The sequence below is a fragment of the Dactylosporangium sp. NPDC000244 genome, from assembly GCF_040300725.1.
Lineage (GTDB): Bacteria > Actinomycetota > Actinomycetes > Mycobacteriales > Micromonosporaceae > Dactylosporangium.
On the sequence record NZ_JBEPEH010000019.1, the window covers coordinates 110,519 to 135,696 of the forward strand.

17 protein-coding genes are annotated in these 25,178 nt (G+C 66.3%); 10 read left to right on the forward strand and 7 right to left on the reverse strand.

The genetic code is table 11. The features are described from left to right. Positions 1–2: 2 nt before the first annotated feature. A complete protein-coding gene (locus ABT369_RS26745) occupies positions 3–3,524 on the forward strand; it encodes an AfsR/SARP family transcriptional regulator (protein ID WP_350615912.1) in 3,522 nt (1,173 codons plus the stop codon). A gap of 705 nt (positions 3,525–4,229) precedes the next feature. Here ABT369_RS26745 and ABT369_RS26750 read toward each other — a convergent pair. Further along, positions 4,230–4,982, reverse strand: a complete 753-nt coding sequence (locus ABT369_RS26750) for a hypothetical protein (RefSeq protein WP_350615913.1) — start codon at positions 4,980–4,982, stop codon at positions 4,230–4,232. A gap of 960 nt (positions 4,983–5,942) precedes the next feature. Between ABT369_RS26750 and ABT369_RS26755 the strand changes: the two genes are divergently transcribed. Next, positions 5,943–6,329 carry a hypothetical protein gene (locus ABT369_RS26755; RefSeq protein ID WP_350615915.1) on the forward strand — a complete coding sequence of 129 codons (387 nt, stop codon included), beginning with the start codon at positions 5,943–5,945 and terminating at the stop codon, positions 6,327–6,329. Positions 6,330–6,398: 69 nt separating this feature from the next. Here the strand turns inward: ABT369_RS26755 and ABT369_RS26760 are convergent, their stop codons facing one another. After that, positions 6,399–10,334: a P-loop domain-containing protein gene (locus ABT369_RS26760; protein ID WP_350615916.1), complete on the reverse strand. Its 3,936-nt coding sequence runs from the start codon at positions 10,332–10,334 to the stop codon at positions 6,399–6,401. A 969-nt stretch (positions 10,335–11,303) separates the two neighbouring features. Between ABT369_RS26760 and ABT369_RS26765 the strand changes: the two genes are divergently transcribed. The 4 genes from ABT369_RS26765 to ABT369_RS26780 all read left to right on the forward strand — a co-directional run bounded on the left by ABT369_RS26765 (position 11,304) and on the right by ABT369_RS26780 (position 16,196). After that, complete coding sequence (locus ABT369_RS26765) at positions 11,304–13,352, forward strand: P-loop NTPase fold protein (RefSeq protein WP_350615918.1); 2,049 nt, start codon at positions 11,304–11,306, stop codon at positions 13,350–13,352. A gap of 134 nt (positions 13,353–13,486) precedes the next feature. Then, positions 13,487–14,074, forward strand: a complete 588-nt coding sequence (locus tag ABT369_RS26770) for a Qat anti-phage system associated protein QatB (RefSeq protein ID WP_350615919.1) — start codon at positions 13,487–13,489, stop codon at positions 14,072–14,074. After that, positions 14,071–15,438: a Qat anti-phage system QueC-like protein QatC gene (qatC, locus tag ABT369_RS26775; RefSeq protein WP_350615920.1), complete on the forward strand. Its 1,368-nt coding sequence runs from the start codon at positions 14,071–14,073 to the stop codon at positions 15,436–15,438. Before ABT369_RS26770 ends, qatC begins: the two co-directional genes overlap by 4 nt. Then, positions 15,435–16,196, forward strand: coding sequence for a TatD family hydrolase (locus ABT369_RS26780; protein ID WP_350615922.1), 762 nt, complete (start codon positions 15,435–15,437; stop codon positions 16,194–16,196). Before qatC ends, ABT369_RS26780 begins: the two co-directional genes overlap by 4 nt. 418 nt (positions 16,197–16,614) lie before the next feature. On the opposite strand, the gene ABT369_RS26785 is transcribed toward ABT369_RS26780, so the two are convergent. After that, a complete protein-coding gene (locus ABT369_RS26785; protein WP_350615923.1) occupies positions 16,615–17,367 on the reverse strand; it encodes a DEAD/DEAH box helicase family protein in 753 nt (250 codons plus the stop codon). 502 nt (positions 17,368–17,869) lie between these two features. Between ABT369_RS26785 and ABT369_RS26790 the strand changes: the two genes are divergently transcribed. Further along, positions 17,870–18,781, forward strand: a complete 912-nt coding sequence (locus ABT369_RS26790) for a DUF5677 domain-containing protein (protein ID WP_350615924.1) — start codon at positions 17,870–17,872, stop codon at positions 18,779–18,781. Between the two features lie 293 nt (positions 18,782–19,074). Continuing rightward, positions 19,075–20,337: a hypothetical protein gene (locus ABT369_RS26795; protein WP_350615926.1), complete on the forward strand. Its 1,263-nt coding sequence runs from the start codon at positions 19,075–19,077 to the stop codon at positions 20,335–20,337. 564 nt (positions 20,338–20,901) lie between these two features. Here the strand turns inward: ABT369_RS26795 and ABT369_RS26805 are convergent. Continuing rightward, a complete protein-coding gene (locus ABT369_RS26805; protein ID WP_502891825.1) occupies positions 20,902–21,396 on the reverse strand; it encodes a site-specific integrase in 495 nt (164 codons plus the stop codon). Between the two features lie 346 nt (positions 21,397–21,742). Then, the gene (locus ABT369_RS26810) at positions 21,743–22,036 is read right to left on the reverse strand and encodes a hypothetical protein (RefSeq protein WP_350615927.1); all 294 of its coding nucleotides are present in this window, start codon (positions 22,034–22,036) and stop codon (positions 21,743–21,745) included. A gap of 116 nt (positions 22,037–22,152) precedes the next feature. Between ABT369_RS26810 and ABT369_RS26815 the strand changes: the two genes are divergently transcribed. Beyond that, on the forward strand, positions 22,153–22,518 hold the full coding sequence (locus ABT369_RS26815) for a SigE family RNA polymerase sigma factor (protein ID WP_350615928.1): 366 nt from the start codon (positions 22,153–22,155) through the stop codon (positions 22,516–22,518). 66 nt (positions 22,519–22,584) lie between these two features. Continuing rightward, positions 22,585–23,307 (forward strand): hypothetical protein, encoded by a 723-nt coding sequence (locus tag ABT369_RS26820; RefSeq protein ID WP_350615929.1) that lies wholly within the window; start codon positions 22,585–22,587, stop codon positions 23,305–23,307. 240 nt (positions 23,308–23,547) lie between these two features. On the opposite strand, the gene ABT369_RS26825 is transcribed toward ABT369_RS26820, so the two are convergent. Together ABT369_RS26825 and ABT369_RS26830 are read right to left on the reverse strand one after the other, a co-directional pair. Next, positions 23,548–24,321: a hypothetical protein gene (locus tag ABT369_RS26825; RefSeq protein ID WP_350615931.1), complete on the reverse strand. Its 774-nt coding sequence runs from the start codon at positions 24,319–24,321 to the stop codon at positions 23,548–23,550. Between the two features lie 93 nt (positions 24,322–24,414). After that, on the reverse strand, positions 24,415–25,173 hold the full coding sequence (locus ABT369_RS26830; RefSeq protein WP_350615932.1) for a hypothetical protein: 759 nt from the start codon (positions 25,171–25,173) through the stop codon (positions 24,415–24,417). Positions 25,174–25,178 lie beyond the last annotated feature (5 nt).

Consider the following 25,178-nt stretch of genomic DNA (forward strand, 5'->3'; position numbering starts at 1 on the left):
CCGTGCTACGCAACATCACGCGGAAGCGACGGCGGGCACACCAGGTCCGCCGCATCCTGGCCGGTCTCGCGGCACTGACGGCCATCGCTGCCCTCGTCGCCGTCGTACCGCTTGTGCTGCTCGCCGCGTGGCAGGTTCTTGGGCCGCCGTTGCCGTCCGTGCGGGACTTGACCGGCCCAGACGACGGGACCGTGTTCGTCCGCACCCTGTGCCTGGTCGGCTGGCTGGCGTGGGCCCTATTCACCTGGTCCGTGCTCGCCGAGGTCATGGCTCAATGGCGCGGCTGGCGACTTCCCGTCTGGGGTTGGCAACGACGCACCGCCGCCGGCCTGGTTACCGCCATCACCATGATGTTCAGCTCTCCAGCTGTGGCCGCGACAGCAGCACCCGTCGCGGCACCGCCCGCGACGGTGTCGATCCTGCCGGCCACCGCGAACGCCACGAGCGACACCACCATCGTCGGCAACGTGGACGTGCCAAACCAGTACGTTGACCACGCCGTCCAGCCTGGCGAGCAGATGCCGACCCTTGCCCAGCGATACCTCGGCGATCGGTACCAATGGCGGACCATCGCTGAAGCCACCTACGGCATCGCACAACCCGATGGCCAGGTCCTCAAGCCAGGCGACACCCGCGTCTACCCAGGCTGGACTGTCCGAATCCCGACCAGCACGGCGGCACCAGCTTCGATGGTGCCGGTTGCGTTGAGCTCCTCGGCACCGAGCGCCGCGCCAGTGTACGAAGTGCACAAGGGCGACTGGCTCTGGTACATCGCCGAACGCTTCCTGGGCGACCCGGAACGCTACCCCGAGATCGCAGCGCTCAACCCCCACCTCATCACCGACACCGCCGGCGTCCACGGACCAGACCACATCGAATGCGGCTGGCGCCTAACCCTCCCCGCGGACGCCCATGATCGGGGCCCGACCAGCCACGCCACCGGCACGCTGACCCTCCCGCAGCCAACGCCGCCGGTCACCCAACCCGGTGATCCTGGTACAGAAGCGGGTGCCTCCGACACCGACGGGTCGACCAGCACGTCACCGCCCGCCACTGCGCCGAGCCCAACGGCAAATGCCATGGCTTCCCCGAGCGCATCGGTCAGCACGAGCACCAGTCCGCGACCGAGCACCACCCCGCAGACCGGATCAGCATCGCCAGCGGCCGGCCAGTCCGCTTCCACGGCCCCCGCCGCCGCCCAATCGGAGCACACCGACGAGGCCGGGCTGTTCGACACCGTCCTACGCATCGGTGCGCCGCTCATCGGAGCCGCCCTGCTCGCCGCCCTGACCCTGCGGGTGCTCGGCCGCCGCCGCCAGCGCCAGCAGCAACACCGTCCAGTTGGACGCCGCCTGCCTGAACCGGCCAGCCCCACAACGGAGACACACATGCGCGTCGTAGCCGAGCCGGCCGCGGTGGACCGCCTGGATCACGCCTTGCGCGCCCTGGCCATGCAGCTCGCCGGCCGCACCACCGACCAGATGCCCGACATTGTCGGCGCCTGGCTCCGCGGCACCGAGGTCAACCTCCTCCTGACCAGCCCGCATACAGACGCACCCCACCCATGGACCAGCGACGGCCTGTCCTGGACCCTCCCGGGTAACGCGTCCCTGCCGGAGTGTGACGGCCAGCTCGCACCGCTACCTGCCCTCGTCGCGGTCGGTTCACGCCCCGGGATGCACCTGCTCCTCGACCTGGAACGGCTCGGCCTCCTCGCTATCACAGGCGACCCGGCCACCAGCGGCAACCTGCTGCGGTACCTCGCCGCCGAACTCGCACTCAACAGCTGGAGCGACCACGTCGACGTCCACATCGCGGGGTTCGACGGCGAAGAAACCGGCGAGCTGCTGGCGCTGAGCAGCGAACGCCTCACCGCCGCGCCCAGCGTTGCAATCGCCATCGAACGCATCCGGCGGCGCGCTGGGCAAGTCGTCCAGTCACTCGATCACCTCGATGCCGGCGACCCACTGGCCGGACGCGTCGGCGATATCGCTGCCGACGCGTGGATGCCGCAGATCCTGCTGGTCAACCAACCGAAGCCCGACGAAGTGACCGCCCTGGAGGCCCTTGACAGCGATCTCGCTGCCATTGGCAGATGCGCTGTTGCCGTCGCGGTGGCCAGCAGCGGCCCCATCGGCCGATGGCCGGTAGCGGTCGATGCCGACAGCGTCCTGAACATTGCGTTTCTCGGCATGGACGGCGAAGACGGCGTAGATGCCGCCCAGCTACCGCGCACCGAGCTGAGCCCGCTCGCCGATCTCCTCACGACCGCACGTCGGGGTGTTCCTGCACCCGGTCACAGCGATTACGACGGCGACGGCGACGGCGTGGATGAGTGGGCGGCAGTGCCACCAGCCACCGAGAACTACCCGTGGGCACGCGGGACCGACACGGCCGGAGCACTCATCGACACCAGCATCGCAATGCCATCCGAGTCTGACGACGAAGCAGACCCTGCCGACGACGACGCCCCAGTACCCGACGATTCTTCGGCCGAGCCGTCGTCCGGGGACCAGCACCAAGATCAAATGACCTCAGCTCATGCCGTACGGCCCACTTCACCGTCGAACGGAAGCGGCGCCGAGCCCGGCGCTGTCAGCGGTCGGCCAGCGGTGGTCGCGCTGGTTGGACCGCAGCCGGCCCGCAAACGGGTTACCGCCGCCGTACGAGGGCACCGCCACCACGACCCCACACTTGACGCTGACCTCCGCGCCTGGAGCGACGCCGATCCGACGCGACCGCGTATCGCCATCCTCGGCCCAGTCACCGTCGAAGCGCCCGGGCAGCTGCCCGACGAGCGCCTCCGGTTCTACGCCGAGATCATCACCTACCTCGCAGTCCGCGGCCAACACGGAGTCACAACCGACCAGTTCGACGATGCCATCTGGCCCGAGCAACAGGTCAAGGCCAACACCCGCCGAGTCGCCGTCGCCCGAGCACGCCGCTGGCTCGGAGAAACCCCTGACGGCGACCCATGGCTGCCCGACGCGACCGCCGACCGCCGATACCGGCTCCGCGACGGGTACCTCCTCGACTGGACGCTCTTCCGGCGGCTTCGAAGCCGCGGCGAGAGTCGCGGGCCGGCTGGCATCGGCGACCTACGCAACGCCCTCGCCCTCGTCCGCGGTGCACCCCTGGCCGGAGCCGACATCGCGTACTCCTCCGTCGCCCGCAACCCGTTCGTGTGGCTGCCGACCTCCGAGATCCAGCCCCATCACCTTGCCGCCGCAATCGTGGACACCTCGCACCGCCTCGTCGAACTGAGCCTCGACGGCGGCGACATCCCGGGCGCTCGATGGGCCGTCGAACAAGCCTGGCTCGCCGACCCTGAGCGAGCCAACGACATCGCATGGCGGGACCTCATCCGTGTCGCCGCAGCAGAAGGCAACTCTGCGGAACTCGACCACCTACTTGAAGAACTCATGACCGTCCGCGAGGCCGAAGTCCCCGAAGATCTCGACAAAGAGACGTACCGGCTCCTGTGTGATGTCATGCCGGAACGCATGCGTGCAGGCGTTCGGTAGCTCGTCACCACAACGAGAGGGCACGGCATGCCGCTTTGGATACAGGTCTTGTTGGTCGTGGTTGCTTTGACCGGCATTGTCGTTGAAAGCTGGTTCGGCCTCAGCTCAGACGAAGTGAATCGAGGCACCGTACTTTGGGTGATGGGTCCGATGTGCGTGTGGGGAGCTCGACTAGCCGCACGCCTGCAATTACATAGCTACCCCAATACCCGTATGGGTGCAATGGGTGCTGACGGTAAGCACGCCAACGCTCATCGTTGCAGCAATGGTCATAGCTGCAATCTCCAAAAGTGATCCCAAGCTGCCCGATCCTATTGGGACCTGCAGTCAATGGGGTGAATTATTAAAAGGCGGTAGCGGACGAACTACTCCGATAGTGGTTACCTTCGCCCGAGTGCCAGCATTCCCAGCACCGTCGCGACCATCTTCTCGACGAGCTAACGAACTCCGTATCGGGACGGCATGCCGATCTTGAGTAAGGATTTTAGCATCTGCGAGCAATCTGCTTGTGCCGGCAGCACGGCTCCAACAACCGCTGATGCGCGCTCACCGTGACGAGCAGGTCATCGATCTGCTGCTGCATGCCGGCCAGCGCGTGGGCGACTTCGTCAGGCGGAGGCGGTGTGGTGTTTCGGTCACTGTTCCTCCCCACGGTGATCAGCCGGTCCCGTACCGTAGTTAGTCCGTGCACGCACGAACGGCCAGTCACGAGGCCAAGGCGGCGGCCGGTGCTGGCGCGAGGGCCTCCGTCGTCAGATGCATTTTGATCATCTCGTCAGCCCGTCGCTGGTAGGCCCTGGTCTCCGCCAGAACAAGCCTGAAGGCATCTGTGAGGGAAATACTGGCTGCGGAGAAGGTCTCGGTGAAGCCGCCGTTGCGCATCTTGTCCTTGGGCACGAAGCCCAGGGCAACACCTTGCTCTCGAAGGCGGTTCAGAACGGCCGTTTCGATCGCATACGCCTGCCGTCCGGTGACCATCGCGAGGAGCTCGAAGACGTGCCAGCCCACGTTTTTGAAGCTGGCGACCCGTGTCGATCCTTGGCCGGTCACGCCCACCTTGTGCGCTCCCAGCTCGGGGTGGGTGATCAGGTACAGCACCGCTGGCCCGACGAGGTCTGGTCTGTTGTTTGCGCAGTTCTGGCAGCCGTCCGATTCCGGGCGCAGGATGTTGCTCAAGCGTGGTGTGACGATCTCATCGCAGTTCAGGCACCTGCATAGCCACGGCTTGTTGCCGCCGGGGTAGGGCTCAAGTGGGTTAAAGCCGGCGCCGCGTGCCTGTGCGATGGCGAGTGTCTCTGGTTTGCGGCTCGCGAGGCCGTTCGCTGTGGCGGCGCACGGCGTGCAGCCGCCCTGGCCGCTGGTGATGTTGGTCAGCCTCGGGCTGGAGATCTCGCCGCAGTCGAGGCAGCGGCTGTGCCAGGGTTTCGCGCCTCCCGGGTACGGGTCGAGCGGCTGCATTCCGGCTGTCCGCATCCGGGAGACGGCTTCGGCTACGTCGAGGCGGCGGGCGAGTCCGTTGGCCGCGTCTGCGCAGGGCTTGCACCCACCTTCGCCGATGTCGTGCAACCGGGGACTACGGACCTCACCGCACTTCATGCACAGGCTTCGCCACGGCCCATGGCTGCCCGGATAGGGATCGAGAGGTTCCATCCACGCGGCGCGCATCCGGGCTACTGCAGCATCCTCTGGAAGTCTGCGAGCTTGGGTAGTACGTGCCCGACCGCAGGGCTTACAACCGCGGCCACCGCGGCGGGCAGTCACCAGCAGAACCGGGCCAGCCCATCCGCATACCAGGCACCTGCACCTCCACGGCGTCGCCCGGTCTCCGGGGTAGGGCTCCAGCGGCTGCATCAGCGCTGCGTACATCTTCTCGATGGCTTCGTGTGCGATCCGAGCCAAAGTCTCGGCGCTTGGTCGGCCGCCGCCCACTTCGCGAACCTGGATGTCACGCTTGCGCAGCCACGAGGTGACGGTGCCGGTGGCCACGCCATAGATTGCGCCGATCTTTTTCGCTGACAGGCCTTCGGTTTCATACAGGCGCCGAAGCTCGCGGTGAGGGGGGGATGGGGTGGGCCACGCAGGCACACTAGATGACTAATACGACATCCTGCGGGAACGTCACTCAAAGGCCCTGGATAAGCAGCCCGAGACGTCGACGGTCAGCATTGCCGCTGAACCCAGATGCGACGGAGCCCACGCGCCAGAACTCCGCGCCATCAACGGTGCCCTGCTGTCCATCGATCACGGCGGTGCCGCTGAGATCCGGCAGAGACCGGGGTTGATACTGGTGAGAACGCCTATTCAACTGTCGCGAGTTCTCGCCCCAGGGACGGGAAGCTGCCACCTAGCGGTTGCTGTGCGTAGCTGGGGTCAGTAGTGGCTGGGGAGCATGTCGCTGTCGAGCGCAGGATTTCGACGTTGATGATGGTGGGCTGGCCGCCACAGCGGCAGGCGTATCAGACAAGCCTTGGAGCAGATCAAGACGGAGACATCGACATGAAAATCTTCAGCTACGAGGACGAACCTGAAATCACCATGGACCCGGAGACCCGCCGCGCCTTAGTCCAGCAGCTCCTCGGCCCCGACGCGCCGCCTGCGTGGTGCGAGCTGGTTGAGGCGTTGGCGATGCTCGCCCCGGCCCACAACAATGACATCAGCCCGCTGCACTGCACGCTGGGTGAGCTGATCGTCTGTGCCCAACCAGCTGGAGTACCCATCGCCGAGATCGAGCGGCTGGAGGAGATCGGCTTTCACGTCGCCGATGACGAGGAGGACTTCAGGTCGACCCGGTTCGGCAGCGCCTGAGCTAACGTGATCCAGCAATCCTGGTGGAGTGACAGAACAGGTGGAAGTGACATGCGACTCGAATGGAGCCTAGATCGAATGGAGCGGTTTGATCGTCTTTGCGACGTATTGAGACGCTGTGTCACTGTCCGGAGCGAGTAATTCGTCGGCGTATGTTCTTGCCAGGTCGGGAGCGAGGTGAGCCATCGCGGTGAAGCAGGCGTCCCAGCCACCGGCGATCAACGCCCGGGAGAACAGCGGTTGTTGTGCGTGAGCGGGAGCTGCGACGGCGAGCGCGGCGAGCGCAGCTGCTTGCAGGTCGGGGTCTTCGATCGATTGCGAGAGGTTCTCGGCGGCCGTGAGGTTTCCCGCCTGGGCCGCGGTCTCGGCGAGTCGCTTCTGGATGTGTGGCCGCCACGTTCCGCTGATGCCGTCCAGGATGTGGGTCGCCCGTTCTACATCGTCCTGTTGGATCATCAGCTCGAGTACTTCGGCGATATTCGATGCGTGCGAGCTCCAGGAAATTCGTGAAGTCTTGCCGCGCTCGCTGAGGAGTGTCTCGGCTGCATCGAGCCGCCTTGCCTTCGCTGCTGCGACGGCCACGAGCGCAGCAACCTGGTCGTGCGTCAGCGGGTCGAGGCGTGCTGCGGCAGCGGCCCGCTGCAGGAGTTCGTCGGTCAGGGCGATCAGGCCGGCTGCAGCGGCTGCCGTAGCGAGCCTCGCGAGGGCGTCCACCCGCGGGTGCACCGTATCGAGAGTGGTGGTCAGCTCCTCGGCCTCGGCAATGACCTGTTCGACCTGGTCGACGCTACTGCCCGCTGCGACCGTCTCCGCGATCTGCACGAGCGCCGCAATCCGAGGCTCGGATGACCGGATCATGCCGGCGACGCGACGCGCGTCCTCGACGTCGCCCAGCCGGCACAGCACAGCCGGAAGCCAGTGCAGCGCATAGTCATGGTCGCGTGGGTCGCCGATCGCGTCCGCCGTAGCACGGGCGAGTTTGACCAGCTCACGTGCCTGCTCGGGCCGGCCCGCGGCAAGGTGTTCGTGTGCGACTTGTGTCAGTGTGTGGACCCTGTGCGACGAGACGGGAATAGACAACACGATGTCGCGAGCGCGGGCGGCGAGGCCCGCGCGCACGGCGGCGAGTGCCACCGCGGTAATCGCGCTCGGATCTCCGGAAGGGTTCTCGTTGGTGCGGGCGAGCCGCAGTGCTGCGGCCAAGTCTCCCACCGCGACCAGCGCCTCGAGCCCGGCGATCCGCAGCAGGGCCTGCTGTCCGACCGGGTCGAGCAGGCCGACGTTGGGCTCAAGGTGTGCGGCCAGCGCCGCGGCCCGGTCGTGATCGCCGATACGCAGCATGGCGTTGATGGCCGCGACTAGCGATGCGGTCCTGGCCTCGGCGGTGTCGATGGACTGGGCTATCTGTTCTGCCTGATCGGCGCACCTGACGGCGTCGTCGAAGGCGCCGTTGCAGGCGAGGCTCATGGCGACTCCGGCCAGGGCCTGCGCCCGCCGGAACGGATCGTGAATCATGCCGGCCAGCTCGTGCAAGTGCTCCGGGCTGGCCCCGGCCGGTTGGCGAAGAGCATGTTCAAGCACTTGGTCGCGTGTCTCGGACTGGTCGAACTCCTCCAGCAGGCGTGCGAACCACGCCGCGTCGACGGCGGCCACCAGCCCGGCGACCCACGCGAGTTGCGTGGAACGTTCACGCGGATCGGCTACGGACCGCGCTGCCTCTTCAGCCTCACGTGCCAGGGCGACCGCGTGATCAAGGTTGCCGGCCATGATCGCTGCCTCTACGCACCAGCAGAGCACCCTGGCCCGCCCGGCGGGTTCGAGTTGCCGTGCGGTGGTAACGGCGCGTTCAGTCATCTCGACAGCGCGTCGGGCGTCGCCCAAGTCCGCGAACCCTATCGCGACCAGCGCGCACTTGTCGGCGCGATCCTGAGCGCCGTCGAGCGTGGAACACAGATCAGCTGCCTGCTCAATCCATGCCGCTGCCTTTTCCCGGTCGCCGTGCCGAGCTGCGGTCTCCGCGAGCCGCCGTAGCTGCTGTACTTGGGCAGACGGACCGGGTAAAAGGTTGAGCAGCCGCACCGCACGGTCGGTATCACCGGCCTTCACCGCGGCGAGCCCTGCCACATCGACTTCCTGCTGCCGCATCCCGGGAAACTGCATGGCAGCAGCGCAACACTCGGCCTGGTCGGCGAACCACGCCGACGCAGCACGATCGCTGAGGCCGGCCGCCGCGACCGCGAGCTGGCCGTACACCCCGGCCTGCTGCAAGCCGGGATCGGCGGCCACGAGGCCGGCCGCCACGTCAACCAGCCGACGCGCCCGCAGCTGCTCGTTGGCCGCCACCGCCTGTATGGCGATGGCCAGCAGAGCACCTACATGCCGGCTCCCCGCGGGGATCGACATGGCCAGGCGTTCCGCCTCGTCGAACTGGCCGCACTCAGCCGCGACGCCCGCCAACTCAGCGAATACTACGGCCCGGTCGTCCATACCGGTCAGGGAACGGGCGAGCGCTTCGGCCCGGGCGGTCTGGCCCAGGCGTGCCCGCGCCTCGACGAGCGGCCACGGAATGTGGTTGTTCCGCCGGCGGATCCGGTTCCGCAGCCAGGCCAGCTGCGCAATGTCGGGCAGATGATTGTCGCCGGCCCGGTGCAGGGCATGCTGGGTGTCGCTGATCTCGGCGAGGGCGGTGTCGTCACCTCCCGTAACGGTCCGTAGCCACCGATGCCGATCGGTGTCAGTGGCCAGCGCAAGCATCCTCCGAAGGTCGCCGATGCTCTTCAGCATCCGGAAGTAACCGCGAATCAGGTAGCCGGCGGGGGTCTCAACGGGCCAACGCAACTGCCGGTAGCTGTCCGCCCACGTATAGAGGCGCTCCTGAAAATCCGCGAGCGTCTGCGGCCCGAGCCGGTCGAGGGCCTGGACTCGCAGGGTCTCGTGGGTGAAAAGGAAGACCCGGCCGTCGGCGCGCTGATCGGTGCGCCCGGCAACGGTGCGGCCGAACACACCGCCCAGGAGCCGATCGATCTGATACCCCGGCCTCCTGGTCAGCAGGTGGAGATCATCGCGGTTGAGGCCGCCGCCGCTGGCGGCGACCAGGCCGAGCACCTGGAAACCGAGCCCGTCGTGGCGATCGGGGTCGACGGCCAGGATCTCGTCGAGTTCACGATCGGCGAGCTCGATGACATGGCGGGCGTGCGGCGAGGCCGTCAGGGGCCGTATCCGGGCGGTACGCAGGGGGTGGTCGGCGTCGACGTCGGCCGGTAGCGGCGGATCGGGGCGCCCCACGACGATAACCTTGAGGCCGTTCTGGCGCTTGGGTAGCAGGGCGGCGATGCTGGCCTGGCCCGATCCTGGCAACGACCCGCAGTCCTCGTCAAGACCGTCGACGAGTAGCACCAGCCGGCGGCCCGCGGCAGCGGCCTTCGCCACGGCGTCGGCGAGCAGGCGGCGGCGCAGCCGGTCACGTTGGGCGGGCGAGAGGAGCGGCGGGGGCTGCTCGCCGGTGAGCGCCGTGAGCTGGTCCAGCAGGCCATCGGTGAAGGCCGCGCTGTCCGCCTGGCTCGCCAGCCGCGCTGTGACGAAGAACGACACCACCCACACGTCCGGCGGAGGGTGCAGGACGAACCAGGACATCAGCGCCGACTTGCCCGCCCGGGCCGGTGCCTGCCACCACACGTACGCCTCGTCGGTGGTGCACCAGGCAGCGAGTTCGGCGAGCTCAGCGTCGCGGTCGAGAAGTTTGACTGGCGCCATGTCGGCGAGCTGTTCGAGGTAGCCCGACCGGCGCCACCAGTCCGGACGCTCCCGTACGGCAGCTGCGGTGTCCCGCTCGAGGCGGGCCTTCTCGAAGAGCTGCTTCCCTCGCCTGACCTCCGTGTCAGTCGCACCGAGCGCACGCAGGAGGCTCTCGGCCTGGATGCCATCTGCGGGCCAGGCGATGCCGCGCAGGATCTCGCCAACCCGGCTGGCCGAGGAGAGCTGCATCCGGCCGGCGAGCGTTCGCAAGCTGGGCAGCCCGTTCTCTCGGTGGATCCGCGCGCACAGGTCGAGCCAATCGCGCCACGGCCCCCGAGCAGGCCACCGTGACTGGTCCACCGGCTTACCCCGCCCGCTGATGATCGCCGCCCTTTCGCCCCGCCCGCTGTGCGCTCAGCGTACGGCCGGTGTACTCCTGAAGGTCACTCCGGTCCTGGCCGGAGGCGTACGACCAAGGACAGTACGGCAGCACACCGCCGGAGGCGCGGCATCGGGGCGAACCTGAATCCCATACCGATTCCCCGTGCACGAAGGGCATACCACCATGCAGATCTGGATCACCGTGACCGCCGTCCTCGGCGACCTGCTCACGCTCGCCGGCGGCGCCGTCACCCTGGTGGCGGCCGTACAGGCGAACCATCGTCCCCCACGCCGATGCCGCGCACTTACGTCACGTCGGAGACGCGGCGTCGAGTAGATCAACTAGCCGCCGCTAATGCCGCGATTCGCGCCGTGCGCGAGCCGGTGCATCTCCCGTCGATCAAAGAGCGTAGCCGGCCGAGGTCGGCGCAGGCCGACGCAACGGAGTTCGGCGGCACGCGGACAGACTTCGCTGGCGACGGGCAAACACGCTGGCTCGCCTACCCGAGCCCAACCGGCGTCAGCGTGGGTCCCGAACTGACGAACACAACAATCGGCCATCGGCCGGTGGGACCCGAGCTCACCAACAAACGGGTCCCACAGTCGCCGACGAAGCCAAAAGACGGTCACCCGGCAGACGCTTGTTGCCGAGGCCGGTATCGCGTTGATCCACATGCGGGCGACAGAGATGGGGTACCTGTTCCACCCAGCGCCATCGTCCGGAGTCAGGCAACAGACAGTCAGCGAACTGTGCGCGGTGTGCAACGCGGTGGTGCGTGGCGGGTATCCTGAGCCGCTCGACTGACCACGCCGGTGACGCTTCGGCGACGGCCAATGATCTGTGGGCTTGCTCGAAGGGTGCTGCTGGTGTGGGCTGACAATGAGACAGAAGTTGATCTCCTTGGTTACGAGTTCCTCGTCGACAGCCTTGTTGTCGCCTTGACGGAGCCTCGTCTCCTGCCTTTGACACTCGGAGTGCTCGGCGATTGGGGCTCGGGTAAGTCGAGCCTCATGATCATGGCTCGTCTGCAGTTGGAGAAGCTATCAGCGGCTGCTGAGGAAGAAGCGAGCGATGGCCAAGAGCCGGGGCGGTACGTGTGCGTGCCGTTCAGCCCGTGGCGTCACCAAGACTTCGAGGACGTTAAGGTCGCGCTGATGTCGGCTGTGCTTGATCGGCTGGCACAAGAAATCACCGAGCCGGAGGATGAGCAGCACGAGCGGATCGGGCGGCTAAGCCGATTCAAGGAGAAATTGCGGGCAAGTGGCCGGTGGGTCGGCAGAACGACCCTTGCTGGAGTCCCGGCTGCTGTGACCGCCGCCGCTGCTTACGATCCGACCCTGGTGCCCGTGGAGGTCTTGCCGATCGCTCAGGCCGTTGTTGGTGCGGCCGTGAGCGAGGGCCAACGAGCACTGGCAAGTTCTTCGGCGAAGAGCACGACGTCGGTGGGCACACCCACCGACGTCGAAATCACGAACAGCACCGAGTTTCATCGGCAGTTCGAAGAGCTAGTTGAGAATCTCACCGGCGTTCGGGCGGTCGTAGTCTTCATCGATGACCTCGACAGGTGCCTTCCTGATGCAGTAGTTGACACGTTCGAAGCGATCAGGCTGTTCCTCAATAGCAGTAAGACCGCGTACGTCGTAGCCGCTAATCAGGCTGTGGTTGAGGCGGCGATCGACTCTCGGTACCCAGAGCTTCGCCGTGACGATGGCGTAGGTATTGGCGCGGACTATCTGGAGAAAATGCTTCAGCTCAAGATTGCGATCCCCGCGTTAGCTGTCCCGGAAGCCGAAACGTACGTAAACCTCCTCCTGGCCGATCTGTGGCTGGGACCTGAGGAATTCGCGACAGTGCTCGAATCCACGCAGAAGTTGCGTGCTGGCGGAGAACTGACGGTCGCGTTTAATCTGGGGATCGCCGCCGGTCTGCTCAATGCAGTTCCCGACAAACTGGCTCGCGATCTGGGTTGGGCCGCCGAAATAACGCCCTCCCTCGCCACGGGGCTGCGCGGCAATCCGCGGCAGATCAAACGATTCCTGAACACGCTGATGTTACGACACCGCAGCGCGGCGCTACGCGGCGTCGTACTGCGACCCGACGTACTCGCCAAGCTCCAAATCCTGGAGGAACAGCATTTCCCCGACTTCAAACGACTGTTCGACTGGCAGCTCGGCGCTGAGGGGATTATCCCGGAACTCGCGCAGGCGGAGGGCGCGGTCCTCCACGTCGCCGCAGCGGAGACCGACAGCGCAACCTCAGCCACGTCCGGGTCAGCAGTCGCCGCGTCGAAGGCGGGCAGTAACAACACCAGGGCGAACGACGGTGGCTCTGAGAGGCCATCTCGGGTACGGAAGGCGTCAGCGCCCCCGAAGCTTCGAGCCGACGTTCAGGCGTGGACCGACAAGGAGCACGTGAGGCATTGGTTGGCGCTAGAGCCGCGCCTCGGGGCGACCAACCTGCGTCCTTACTTCACCTACTCGCGCGACAAGCTTTCGCTCGGTGTGGCGGTGTCCCGGATGCCGCAGCACCTCCAAGCGCTGCTACGGCGAGTTCAGGACGCTCTGCCAGCCACGCGCAGGGCAGCGATCGGCGATGTTGCACAACTGCCACCGCACGAGCTGGCTCAGCTCGTGGACGGTCTGATGGACCGCGTTGGTCGGAATCCGGGCGGCCCTGGCACGCTGGGGGCGGTCGAGTTGGCCGACCGGATCCCGGACACGGCCGCCACGATTGTGCAGGGGTTGCTTCCGCTGCCGCCCTCGGCCGTTCCCGGCTCGGTTGGAACGGCGGCCGTTCGCCGCCTTGCGGGCGTTGCCGGCATCGATGAGCTCCTGGACAAATGGGCAGGTGGCGATAACACCGCGCTTGCCAGCGCCGTTCGAGCCGCTCGCCGTCCCAGCACCTGATGGGCACGTCAGCGGACCGATCGGCCGGAGCGGGCGGGGCCTGGACACCGCTCAAGCAGGCCACCACCGCGTACCTGCGGACGCTACCCACTGGCGGCGACTCAGCCCGTGCCCGGCGGGTCATCAGCCGGCACGTGCCCGTGCTCGGCGGCGCCGGTGCCGCCACCGCGAGTGCCCGCGCCGGACGTGCAGGCATCCAACGACTCGGCGACTTCCTCACCGACATCGGCACTGGCGACCTCGGCTCGGCGCTGCGTGACGCGGGTTTGGAACGTCTCGTGGGCCAAGATCGGTTTGATGTACTCGACGAATTGATCACTTACATCGCGGGCGACGGCAGTGACGCGGATTCGCAGGCAGCGCGCGACGCCGCCTGCGACGTCATCGATGACGTCTTCGGGGATGCCGACAGCTGGGACGATCTCCACGCGACTGCCATCTCTGCCGAGGACCTACCGCGACTGTTGGAGGCGTTCCTTGCGCGCTATATCTACAACCGCATGCCGGTCGTCGCCGAGCGACTCAGCCGACTGTTCGACCCGCAGGCAGCGCAGCAAGCCGACGCCGACATGCGCGCCATCATCGAGGACATGGTCGCTATCGCGATGCCCACAGACCCGTTCAACGTCGACTGGTCAGGACCACAGGGCCGTCAGATTGCCGACGACGCGCTGAGACGGGCCTATGAAGCATTCGAAGGCTGGGACGGAGACGAGTCATGATCCGTTACCGGGTACGCACGGACTTGAGCACCTCTCTACCCGATGACCTTTCCGCAGACGTCCGCCTTCTGGATTGGGCACCCGGCGACGTGGCCGCCACCATACAGACCGGAGACCACGGCCCCGCCTTCTTCTCCGGCTGGCGTCCGCCGCGACCAGCCGCAGATCTCCTGATGCTGGGCGCGGCGGCGTACTGCGTCGACAAGACTGCACGTCGCAGCCGGCGCCCGGACCGGTGGACACGCGACCTGGCCCTTGAGCTACCAGTCGGCGACGTATCCGCGTGGGCTAAGGCCGACTGGCCCCAAGTCCTCAACTTCCTGACCGGTGACCACTGGGACGTTGCTGCATACGCCTCAACCGGCCACCCTCTCACCGGAGTACGCGGAGTTCCCGCCGGCCCGCAGCCCACCGGCCTCGGGGTGGACGCGGTGTGCCTGTTCTCTGGTGGGCTCGACTCGTTGTGCGGGGTCATCGACCTGCTGGAGGAAGACCCGAACCGCACCCTGTGCCTCGTATCCCACCACGAAGGCGGACAAGCATCCACCGCCCAGCAAGACCTCTACGCGCAACTGACCGCCCACTACGGCACCCACCGGCTCGCGCTGCGCCGTTTGTACCTCCGTCCGGCACCAGCCAACCAATGGCAAACCCGTCCGCTTCCGCGAACCCGAGAGAACACGACACGAGCCCGATCCATGCTGTTCCTGTCGACCGCTCTGGCCATCGCGGCGTCATGCGGGCCCAACGTGCCCGTTTACATCCCAGAGAACGGCTTCATCGGCATCAACGTGCCACTAACCCGTGCCCGGTTCGGGAGCTTGAGTACCCGCACCACTCATCCCCATTTCATGAATCTGTTGCAGGCGGCGGCTTTAACGGTGGGAGTGGGGAACCCGATCCTGAACCCCTATCGGCTCGCGACCAAAGGAGAGATGCTCGCCTCATCGCGCAACCCGTCCCTGCTGGGGCGCCTGGCACCTGTGAGCGTCTCATGTGCACACCCGGAAGCCCCGCGATGGTCGAAGCGGAGGCAGGGCAACTGTGGCTATTGCTTCCCTTGTCTGATCCGCAGGTCGGCGATGGCGCACGTCGGATGGGACAACGATGAGTACGCATGGGATGCCTTGACTGAAGCAGTACTGCTCGACAGTCAGAAGCAGCGCGGAAGCGACCTGCGCGCGGTCGTCAACGGAGCGTTCACGCCACGCCCAGATCGTGATGCCCTCCGCAACGGCCCGCTGCCCGCCGGGGAGCGACGCGCCTTCGTCGACGTCTGGCGCCGCGGGCAAGCCGAACTCAGAACGTGGCTGGCCAGTGGAGCCGAAGGCGACCTTGCACAGATCATCGGAGCGCTGCAATGACCTCCGACCAGCCCGTGCTTTGGGACACCCACTGCCATCTCGACACCTACGACAACCCGGTCAACGTCTTGCAAGAGGCCACAGCGTCAGGCGTCGCGGTCGTAGCCGTGACGGAGGATCCGGGACGCTACCGACAACTGCGAACTCGACTCGGACGACGCAGCGGGCTGGAAGTCGCCCTTGGATGGCACCCCCTGCGCATCCAAGACGGGTTCGAGGCAACCCTGGCCCGGTTTCTGCGACTCCTGCCCCAAGCAACCTGGGTCGGTGAGATCGGCCTGGACTTCTCTCGGGCAGGGGCGGACACGAAACGGGCCCAACTCCGAGTCTTCGACGCACTCCTCGCCCAGCCGCACCTGCGTAGTCATCCGACGACCGTGCACAGCCGAGGAGCCGAAAACGACTGTGTCACCCGACTGATTGACGCCCAAGTCCCCGCCATCCTGCACTGGTACACCGGATCAATCAGCATCGCGGAGAAGGCATTGGCCGGCGGCCTCTACTTCTCGATCAACCCCGCCATGATGGTCTCCCGCCGCGCCGCCCCTTTGCTAGCGTTCGTCCCACCCGAACGGGTCCTGCTGGAGACGGACGGGCCCTACACCAGGTCGGCGGGTCGAGCTGCACGACCCTCCGATCTTCTAGGTCTCGTCAGGCGCCTCGCCCTCATATGGAACGTCAGCGACAGCGACGCTCGCTCGACTTTGTCTACCAACCACGAGCGACTCCTTCAACGCCCAGCTGATCGCACGAGCTGACCGACGGCCGAGCCAAGCCAAGGTGTTCTTTGACTCGAAGGTTTGATACATGGTCTGAACAGGGCGAGTGCCTGGTGATTAGCTACCGGATCCGCCCGTCCGGCCCTGGCGTTGCCGGCGCCTTGGTACGCCGGTACGAGGGTGGGGCTCGACACCGGTCCGTGGCCTCTTGGGCGCGGCGAGATCGTGACGTCGGGGCCGGTATGGACGTCGTAGCAGGACGCATAGCACGTCCAAGGCAGCGTCGCGGCGATGGGGGTTGTTGGTAACGACCGCGGTGACCGCGAGTACCGTGACCAGGCTTAAGGCGAGTACGGCGAGCGCGAGATACGCCGGCCACGGCAGCGATCTGGCTTGCTCGAACAACCATGACATCGGGGGCCGCTCCCAGGGCAAAGAACAGGGAGGGCCTTATGTGTCAGGTGTAGGCCAACTCCCGGGGGACGGACAAGACAGTGTTCGTCCACGACTCGGTCGGTCCGCGGGTCAGCTGCGGTCCTGGCGGCACGGGGACCCCGAGCGGGTCTACGCCGGGGATGTGTCCATACATTGAGGCTGCGCGGTCCAGTTGCGTGTGCGCGTGGCGACGCAGCCGCCGGATCGCAGCGGTGAGCAGCTCCGCCAACGATCGGGTGCGAGTGTCCAGGCGCGCGAGCAGCCGGCGGATCGGCCGGAGCAGTGACCGGTCAGAGAGATTCATCCGTGGCACCTGGGGTCGCCGGTTCGCCACGGCGAACAGTTCCGGCGCGACCCGCCGCAGCGCTGTGTATCCGCTGGTCGGACTCGCCTGTGTCGTCGTGCGGGGAATTACCAGCACCTGACGGGCGTGATCACCTTCGGTGACATCGATCCCGTTCGACAGCATCGATGTCGTCAGCAGGACCTGGAGCCGCTGCGCGACCTGCATCGTCTCGGCCACCGTGGGTGCTGCGATCAGCACCTGCCGGTTGGTGTGGGCCAGGTGTGAAACCAAGGTCAGCGCTGTCGTCGTCTTGCCGCAGCCGGCGGGCAGGTCGATGTGCGCGACACCGGGCACGATGATGCCGTCCGGCGTGATGTGCAGCTCGACCTGCGAAGGCATCGTGTCGGCGTGCCGTAGCACCAGATCGGTGAATGCGTCGCGCCGTCGCGCGACCTCGGTGAGGTCGAAGGACGCGATCCCGATGGCCACGGCGACACTGTACGCGTTGGACACAACGGTCTTGGGCCGGTCCGGCGTGCGACACGCTCCCCGCAGTGCCACGGACGTTGGATCGGGTGGATCATCAACAAGCTATTCGGCGGCGACATCTGCCGGTGCGGCCCGCAGGTGAGTGCCATCACCCAGGACCATGTCGGCTTTGCGTACCTCAACAACTCCGGCGGCTCCACAGCGACGCTCAGCGGCAACAGCTGGCAGGACGGCGGCGGCCCGATCGAGGCGCCCTTCGGTGGCACCCCGGCGGCGGTCCCCGGCACATCCAGGCGGAGAACTACGACACCGGCGGACAGGGCGTCGCCTACAACGTGACGTCGGTCAACGGCACCGCGCCACCGACGACCGTGTGAGTCCTTCCGGCCACGACGCCGCGGCCCGCCGGCACAGGAAAGCACGCCGCGGAGACGCGCGCTATGACGTCGCCGCGAGGAAAACCGTTGTCGGCTCCATGGAATGCGGCGTTAACCTCGGTCTCATGATCTGGCGGTCGCAGTACGTTGCGGTGGACGATGTTCACGTAGTCGAGCCCGATTGGCGCGCGCTGCGCGAGGCGACCGACGAGAACCCGTTCATGCACGCCGCCGTCGAACTCCTCAAAGGGGCCTTGGGCGTGACCAGTGCCCTGGCCGGCATCGTGCCCGACCAGCCGTACGATCTACATGCCGCGATCCGATGCGGCTTGCTCGTCCGGGCCTGCAAGCTGTGCACCGACCTGGTCGCGGACGCGTGCATGCTTATGGGACGTCAGCAGATCGCCTTGACGCGGCAGCTTCTCGAAACGCTGGCCAACCTGTCCTACCTCTGCGGCGACGACGAATGCGGCGCGCGGCACCTCGCTTTCATCCAGGACAGCCTCATCGCCGAACGCGAGTTCCTCAAAGTCGTCGAGCGTCAGCAGGCCGCCAACAGTGCCGCCGAACTACCGATCGAGGCCCGGATCCGCGCATCCATCAACGACACCGCCCGAGCCGCCGGTATTGAGGTCGACCAGATCCCCGGACGACGGCAGATCAACTGGCCGTCCGCGCTGGACCGGATCGAGATGGCGTTCGGCCCCACCGCGTACCCGTCGTTCCGCACCGGATCCGGTGCGGTACACGGCACGTGGCACGACCTGCTGCGCAACCACCTCCGGCAGGTCGATGGCGGCTTCGAACCCGACTTCGGGGCCGCGACTGCACGCCCCCAGCCGTTGTTGTCGGCCACGATCCAACTCACGACGGTCGCGATCACCTACCTGCGCCGACAGTCGCACCACCACCAGCAGATGTTCGACGAGCCCTTGGCCGCAGCACTGGGATTCGCGTTTCGCACCGACGACATGCACGAGCGGTGGATTTCGGCCGCCACCGACCACCGCCGCGAAGACCCCGCTCATGCCGGCTAGGCCGGAAAGCGCCACCCGACCCTGTGTGCCGCGCGGCCGGTCTCACCTGCAGGTTGAAGATCAAGCTTAAGGAGCCGGATGTTCCGGCCCTTGGTTGCAGGCGGCTTACCAAGTCGGCCGAATCGATCCCCACCTTTGGCCAGCCCTAAGCGTTGTGCGGGCAGGTTTTCGCTTACCACCTGCTCTTGGCGTGTCGTTCCCGCCCAATCGGCAGTTGGATGGCAGGGTGGTTACATCTCGCAACTCCTCGTAAGCTGAGTCCGCAGATAGCGTGTATCTCTGGAAGGGCCATCGTGACACCAGCCGCTGATGGATTGCTTGATGAGCAACACGAAGTACCGCCTCGCACGGTGAAGAAAACGATAAAGACGGACCTCATCGCGGGCTTTGCGACCGAGAGCGCCAAAGATGGCGAATCGGTGCGGGTGGCACACCAATTTCAAGTCACGGCTGACAGTCCATATTTCTACATGTTCGTCAACCAGATCAGTGACGATTTCTTACAGCTTGCCGGCTTGAGCGGCGACTCCGTCACAAAGTTCTTCATCGTCCAGCGACCGGATGGTGAGGCCGATGTCTACACCGACTATCCAGTCATCGCCCAGGCGCGCGTCAGCCGCGCTGTGACAAAGGGTGATCCCCTTTACGTCCACGATATCAGCGATATCGTGAGCTACCGTCCTGAAGGAATCACGCTAGAACCGACCGATACCGTCATATGCGTCATGAAGGTTGGTTGGAAGTACGGCCTGTTCTTTGACGCCAGCCGCAAAATCTCCCAAGATGGTGTGTGGGCGCAACTGGGCGCGCTTTATCAAGACCTACATGTTGATCGCGTACTGGCTAATATCCGGGATCGCATCAGGCTTTCGCAGCGACCACACATCATTACAGAGGGCAGGACGGATTGGCGGCACATTGAAGCCGCACGCCGGGCATTGGGTGTGGATATGTCGCTCGGATACCCAACTACCAGTGATTCGTTGGGGGATTCTGCGCTCTTTCAGGTATGCGAGCGTCTATCGAAATTTGGGCCACCCAACACAAACAAGGTGATCGCAATATTCGATCGCGACAACCCGCAGGTACTGGCCAAGCTGAAGGCGCGCGGCGACCTGGATGCCTTCCAGGCATGGGGCAATAATGTCTATTCAATTGTCCTCCCCGTGCCTGCACACCGAGTGGACTACAAGAATATCTCAGTTGAGATGCTCTACACCGACACGGACATAGCGACTAGGACAAGCGACGGCAAACGGCTCTACTTTAACAACGAGTTGAGGAAAGAGATTGTTGCCGACGCTGTCCTCCGCTACGCGCCAATCCCGCCTGCTGAATCGGCGGAGTTGACCAAGAAGCCATATGACGACGAGGCAGAGCTAATCGTTGATGACAACGGCTGCCATGTCGGCTTGTCCAAAGGCCGGTTCGCGGATCTGGTCTACGCCAGGACAGACGCCTTCGGGCATTTGGACATGTCAGCATTCGCGCCAATCTTTCAGATTATAAGGGACATCTTGGCGCACGATGGGAACGCAGACACTTCGACTTCGTGACTGTCTTACGGCCCTGGCGCGGCGCGCAATTAAGGAGAGCTGGCCATCGTCCGGTCAAGTTGCGGTAAACCCCGCATCGGGTTGCCCGGATCGATCTCCAGGCAAGCGGACAGCTTCACGATGTTGTGCAGGCTGATGTTCCGCCGGCCACTCTCAACCTGTCTCCCATGTAGGTCCAGTGGGCGCCGGAGGAACCGGCGAGTTGCTCCTGGCTCTTGCCGGGCTCGTGTCGTGGGCGAACGTCCCGTCCCGGCCGGTCGAAGATCCACGCGGACGGCTTCGTCGACCGCCCCACACTCGACTTGCTCACAGAATCGCTCACCGTGCAAGATCGAACCTGCAGAACTGGGCATCAGGAACCAACATCAGCCGGCATTCGACCAAAGGCGTTCTTCCTGGAAAAAGCATGAGTCGACATTGGGCGTCAGCGTATGGCAGAATGGGTTCTTCACTGGCAGTGTGGGGGTCAGGGGTTCGAGTCCCCTCGGCTCCACCCATCGGGAAGTACGGCTAACGCCCTGGTCACCGCATTGCGCGGAGAACCAGGGCGTCGCTCGTTTCAGATCACGCCGTGAGCCGGTCGGTGGCGTCCTCCAAAAGGGCGTCCAGGGTGGCGGCGATGGCGTGATCGCGGTCACGGGTCGTGTGCTGGTAGATCATGGCCGCGCGGGTGCTGGAGTGGTCGATGCGCGCCATGAGTTCCTTGAGGGTGGCGCCGCTCTGTGCAGGCCAGGTGCTCCCGGTGTGCCGGAGATCGTGAAGGTGCAGGTCGAGATCGGGTGAGATGCCCGCCTCCCGGAGCGCCTTCCGCCAGATGCGGTGGAAGTTGCGGCGGCGGGGATGCCGCCCAGGGGGCCGACGAACAGCCGACCGTGCGGGCCGGGCTCGGCCCAGTCGGTCAGGTGCTGCTCGATGTCGGCCCGCAGCCCGCCTCGGACTTCGGGTCGTCGTCGACCTGGGTGCCGTCCTCCATCTCCACGGTTGCCCGTTGCTCCGCCTGCGGAGCGCGACCAGCTCGCCGAAGCGCAGTTGTGCGAAGGTCGCCGGCAGCACGAGCATCCGGTAGCGCGGCTGGATGCTGGCGGCGGCCGTTCCTCCACCTTCACCGTGGCGGCGCCCTTGATACGGCAGGGGTTGCGCCGGATCAGGTCGTCGTCAACGGCCGTGTTGAAGACCGCGTGCGGGATGCGGTAGGTCTTCGCCACCGTCGACCGGCCGATCCCGCCGTCGAGCAGCCGGGTACGCCACGCGCGGACCTTCGGCGGGGTGATCTGGCTCAGCGTCGCATCGCCGGAGTGCGGGAGGATGTGGAGGGGCGCCCCTACTTGATGTGGAGAGCCCGACGATGCTTGCCGTCGAATTGGCTCAATCCACCGAAATCTGCAGGAGTGTGATTGGTGCCTGGCTACTTCTGGGTCGTTTGGGTCTTGCCGACGGTGAATGTTCCGGTGACCGTCTTTCCGTCCGACTCATATACGGTTGGCACGCGCGGCTTGACCATGTTTTGCCGAGACCATTCAACGGCGTCTTGCGGTCGGGTGAAATTGGGCGGATCAAGGTCCACCTTCTTGACGTATCCCTCTTGTGCTTGATCCGACATGACGCGGATGAGATCGGGTTCCTGATCACGTGAGCCGGCATCGGCGGCCGATCCGTAGGTTTGACCATCCGCGTTCCGGGCGTGCGACTCAACTGTCAACGGAGCGCAGTGCCCGGGGCGTATAAATAGCGAATACCGACGCGACGGTTAGGACAGGGTCACAGTGCGGGATGCCGAGGACTTCACGCAGTTCGTGCATCGCTGCGCCTACCGGTTTGAAGAAGATCGCGTTCCTCCTGACAGGCAGCGAACACGACGCGGAAGATCTACTTCAGACGGTGCTGGTGAAGCTGTACCGCAGATGGCCGCGGCTTGAGGCAAGCGGTGACCCGATCGCATATGCCCACCGCATCTTGGTCAACACGCATGTCAGCGTCCGGCGGCCGACGGGCGATCTGCCCGAAGGCACCCACGGGCCAGACCCGGCTGCGCGCGTCGACGCCGCTCTCGCACTGCGCCAGGCGCTGCAGACGCTGACTCCGCGCCAACGGGCCGTGGTGGTGCTGCGTCACTACGAGGACCTCAACGAGCGCAGCGTGGCCGAGATTCTCGGCTGCTCGGTCGGAACGGTGAAGCCCTGAACTCGCGGGCCCAAGGATGGCTCAGGAAGCAGATGCAACCGGACACGGAGGGGGCGCGCGACGACCATGAACGATCGCGATGAACTCTTGCGGGAACTGGCGGACAGCTGCCCACCGCCTCACGATCCGGTGGCGTCGGCGATCAGCGAGGGCCGCGCACGGCAACGGCGGCGTATCTTCCTCGTGGCAGCGGCGGCGGCCGCCCTCGCCATCGGCGCTGGTGCGACAACCTTGGCCGTCCGGCCCTTCGCGTCAAAGCCGGCGATTGGCAGCCCGGTGGCCGCGCCGCCAGCAGCTTGGCCGCCGCGCGGCGACCTAGCCGCGGACACGAACGTGCTGCCAGCGGTAATCCGGACGTGGAACGTCGGCTATCAGCAAATCCGTGTCCTGTACGCCGGCCGGAACTTCGCCGGAAAGGGCCCTGAACCGGTCGTCGTGGTCGCCGCCGCCCAGGATTCGCACGGCCGGAAGCGAATCGGCTGGTTCACCGCCTCCGGCACTGCATTGAACACCATGACGCCGCTAATCCGGCGGGCAGAGACGGCTGAGCCGGAGGAGACTGGTTTCTACGACCTCGGCGTGGTTGTCAACCTGTCCGACGCTTGGGTGGCATTCGACCTGGCGGCGCCCGGCTTTACCGTCTTGGTCCCGTCGGTCCCCGGCCCCGATCTCCCCTACGGCGTCAACGACCCCGTGGGCGAATTCGTCCAGCGGATCATCAGCGGGCCCCGAACCTGGGTGACGATCACGCGTGACGGCCAGGTCGTCGCCCAACATGACCTGGGTTAACGGAAACCGAATGCCGGTGGCCGCCAGAGGACAACCACCGGCATTCGAGCGGGGCTTTTTACAGGATCGCGCCGACGCCGATAGCCGCGACTCCGCGAACGGGTAGCGCCATGGCGACGAGGATTGAAAGCCGAAGCCGACGCCGGGCAGCCCACGTGAGCATCCCCATGGCCCGCTTCCGCATCAACACCAGCGGCGTCTTGCTCCAAGCCCGGCGAGCCCGCACCGCAGGGCGTAAATCTAGGCGTGGATGAGGGCCAGGTCCTCGCCGGCTCGGATGCCGGGGCCGCTGAAGGTCGACCGGGTGCCGCCCGGGCCCGCGTGGACCACTCGGGCGCCGGCCAAGTAGCGGATGCTCACGTTCTCGGCGAAGTTCCTGCCGTTCGGCAGGGCGCCGGCGGCCATGACGGTGCCGATGTCCACGCCCCAGACCCGGTGACCCTCGTGGCCGTCACGGAACAGCACCGCCACGTCGCCGCTCAAGTAGGCGTCGTAGACGATGCGCACGCCCAGGTCCAGTCGCAGGGCCAGCAGGGTGTCGCCCCGGGCGCCGTCCGACAGCGCCGTGCTCGCCGATTCGATGGTGTCGGCGCCCCGCGTGTGCTCATAGGTGAGGCGCTGGGCGTTCGGGATTTCGATGTCGTACTTCAGGTGCTCCGCCGCCACCACCCCGCCGTTCGGGGACCACAGGTGGGCCGCGGTGGCGACCAGCCGCGGCGCGTCCTCGATCGGCAGCTCCACCGGCTCCGAGCCCACCCCGGTGATCGAGGCGCTCGCCACGCGCAGCGTCGTGGTGACCGGCGTCCAGCCGTGCGTGCCGTGCAGCAGGCCGTCGATCTGGACCCGATCCGGCGTGCGGCCCAGGCACGCGGCCACGGCCTCGGTCAGGCCCTCGTCGCCGAGGCCGAACAGCTCCACCTCCGACGCGCTCGTCGGATGGCGGTCCTGCCCGTGGGCGTTGACGCTTGATGACGCATAACACTGGCCCGCAACGATCGACAGCTCAATGCCCATGACCGGCCCCCGAGATCACGCAATGTTACGCATACGTTACGCCTGGTCGAGTGAACTTGACCTTGAAAAGCGAAACCGGGGCCGAGCCGCGATTCAGGGGCGGGCGGGCGCCGCGTGGAAGGCCGGTGCCGACTGCTCGGGCGCGACCGCGGTCGCCTTGCGCAGGCGCAGTTCGGCGTCGAAGGCCTCGTCGTCCAGGCTCCGCTTCGCGGCCGCGGCCATGTCCGCGGCCTTCGCGGTCTGGCGCTCGATCTCGGACGCCTCCTGGTACGCGTTGAACTTCCGGTCCCGAATGACCTTGCGCAGCATGAGTTGCTGCGCGAACGGGTGCGCCTGCGGGTCCCACCCGTTGCGGTGCATGAGCGCGTCGGCCAGGTCCGAGGCCGTGATCTCGCCGCGGTCGTGCGCGGCGTTGACCATGCGGACGAGGTCGCGGCGGCGGTTCTCCGGGTCGTCCTCGGTCACCGGGAACGCGTTCGCGCGGCGGAGGCGGTGCACGGCCCCCTCCGACTCCTCGAACGCGCGCCACGCGGCGTCCTGGGTCCGCTGGGCCGCCTCCCACTCGCCCCGCCGGCGCTCGGCCATGGCGTTGGCGCGCTCGGCGGCGATGGCGATCTCGGCGCAGTACCGCTGCAGCTCTTCGATCTCCTTGGCGCTGCGCTCGAGCTTGGCCTGCTTCTCGCGCGCGGCCTCGGGGTCGCGGATCGCCTTGCGCAGGCGGCTCCACCAGGACGGTCCGCCGGAGCCGCGGCGGGAGATCAGCGTCATGATCAGGAACGTGATGACGACGGCGGCGAGCAGGGCCAGCCAGATGGCCAGGGCTTCCTGCATGCCGTGCGAGAAGTTCTGCATGGTGG

What these genes read in the sequence shown, in the direction of transcription:
- ABT369_RS26830 (WP_350615932.1), bottom strand. Translation starts at nt 25,173, where the DNA reads ATGCAGAACTTCTCGCACGGCATGCAGGAAGCCCTGGCCATCTGGCTG.
- ABT369_RS26750 (WP_350615913.1), bottom strand. Translation starts at nt 4,982, where the DNA reads ATGCAGCCGCTCGACCCGTACCCGGGAGGCGCGAAACCCTGGCACAGC.
- ABT369_RS26780 (WP_350615922.1), top strand. Translation starts at nt 15,435, where the DNA reads ATGACCTCCGACCAGCCCGTGCTTTGGGACACCCACTGCCATCTCGAC.
- ABT369_RS26790 (WP_350615924.1), top strand. Translation starts at nt 17,870, where the DNA reads ATGATCTGGCGGTCGCAGTACGTTGCGGTGGACGATGTTCACGTAGTC.
- qatC (WP_350615920.1), top strand. Translation starts at nt 14,071, where the DNA reads ATGATCCGTTACCGGGTACGCACGGACTTGAGCACCTCTCTACCCGAT.
- ABT369_RS26825 (WP_350615931.1), bottom strand. Translation starts at nt 24,321, where the DNA reads ATGGGCATTGAGCTGTCGATCGTTGCGGGCCAGTGTTATGCGTCATCA.
- ABT369_RS26820 (WP_350615929.1), top strand. Translation starts at nt 22,585, where the DNA reads ATGAACGATCGCGATGAACTCTTGCGGGAACTGGCGGACAGCTGCCCA.
- ABT369_RS26805 (WP_502891825.1), bottom strand. Translation starts at nt 21,396, where the DNA reads ATGCTCGTGCTGCCGGCGACCTTCGCACAACTGCGCTTCGGCGAGCTG.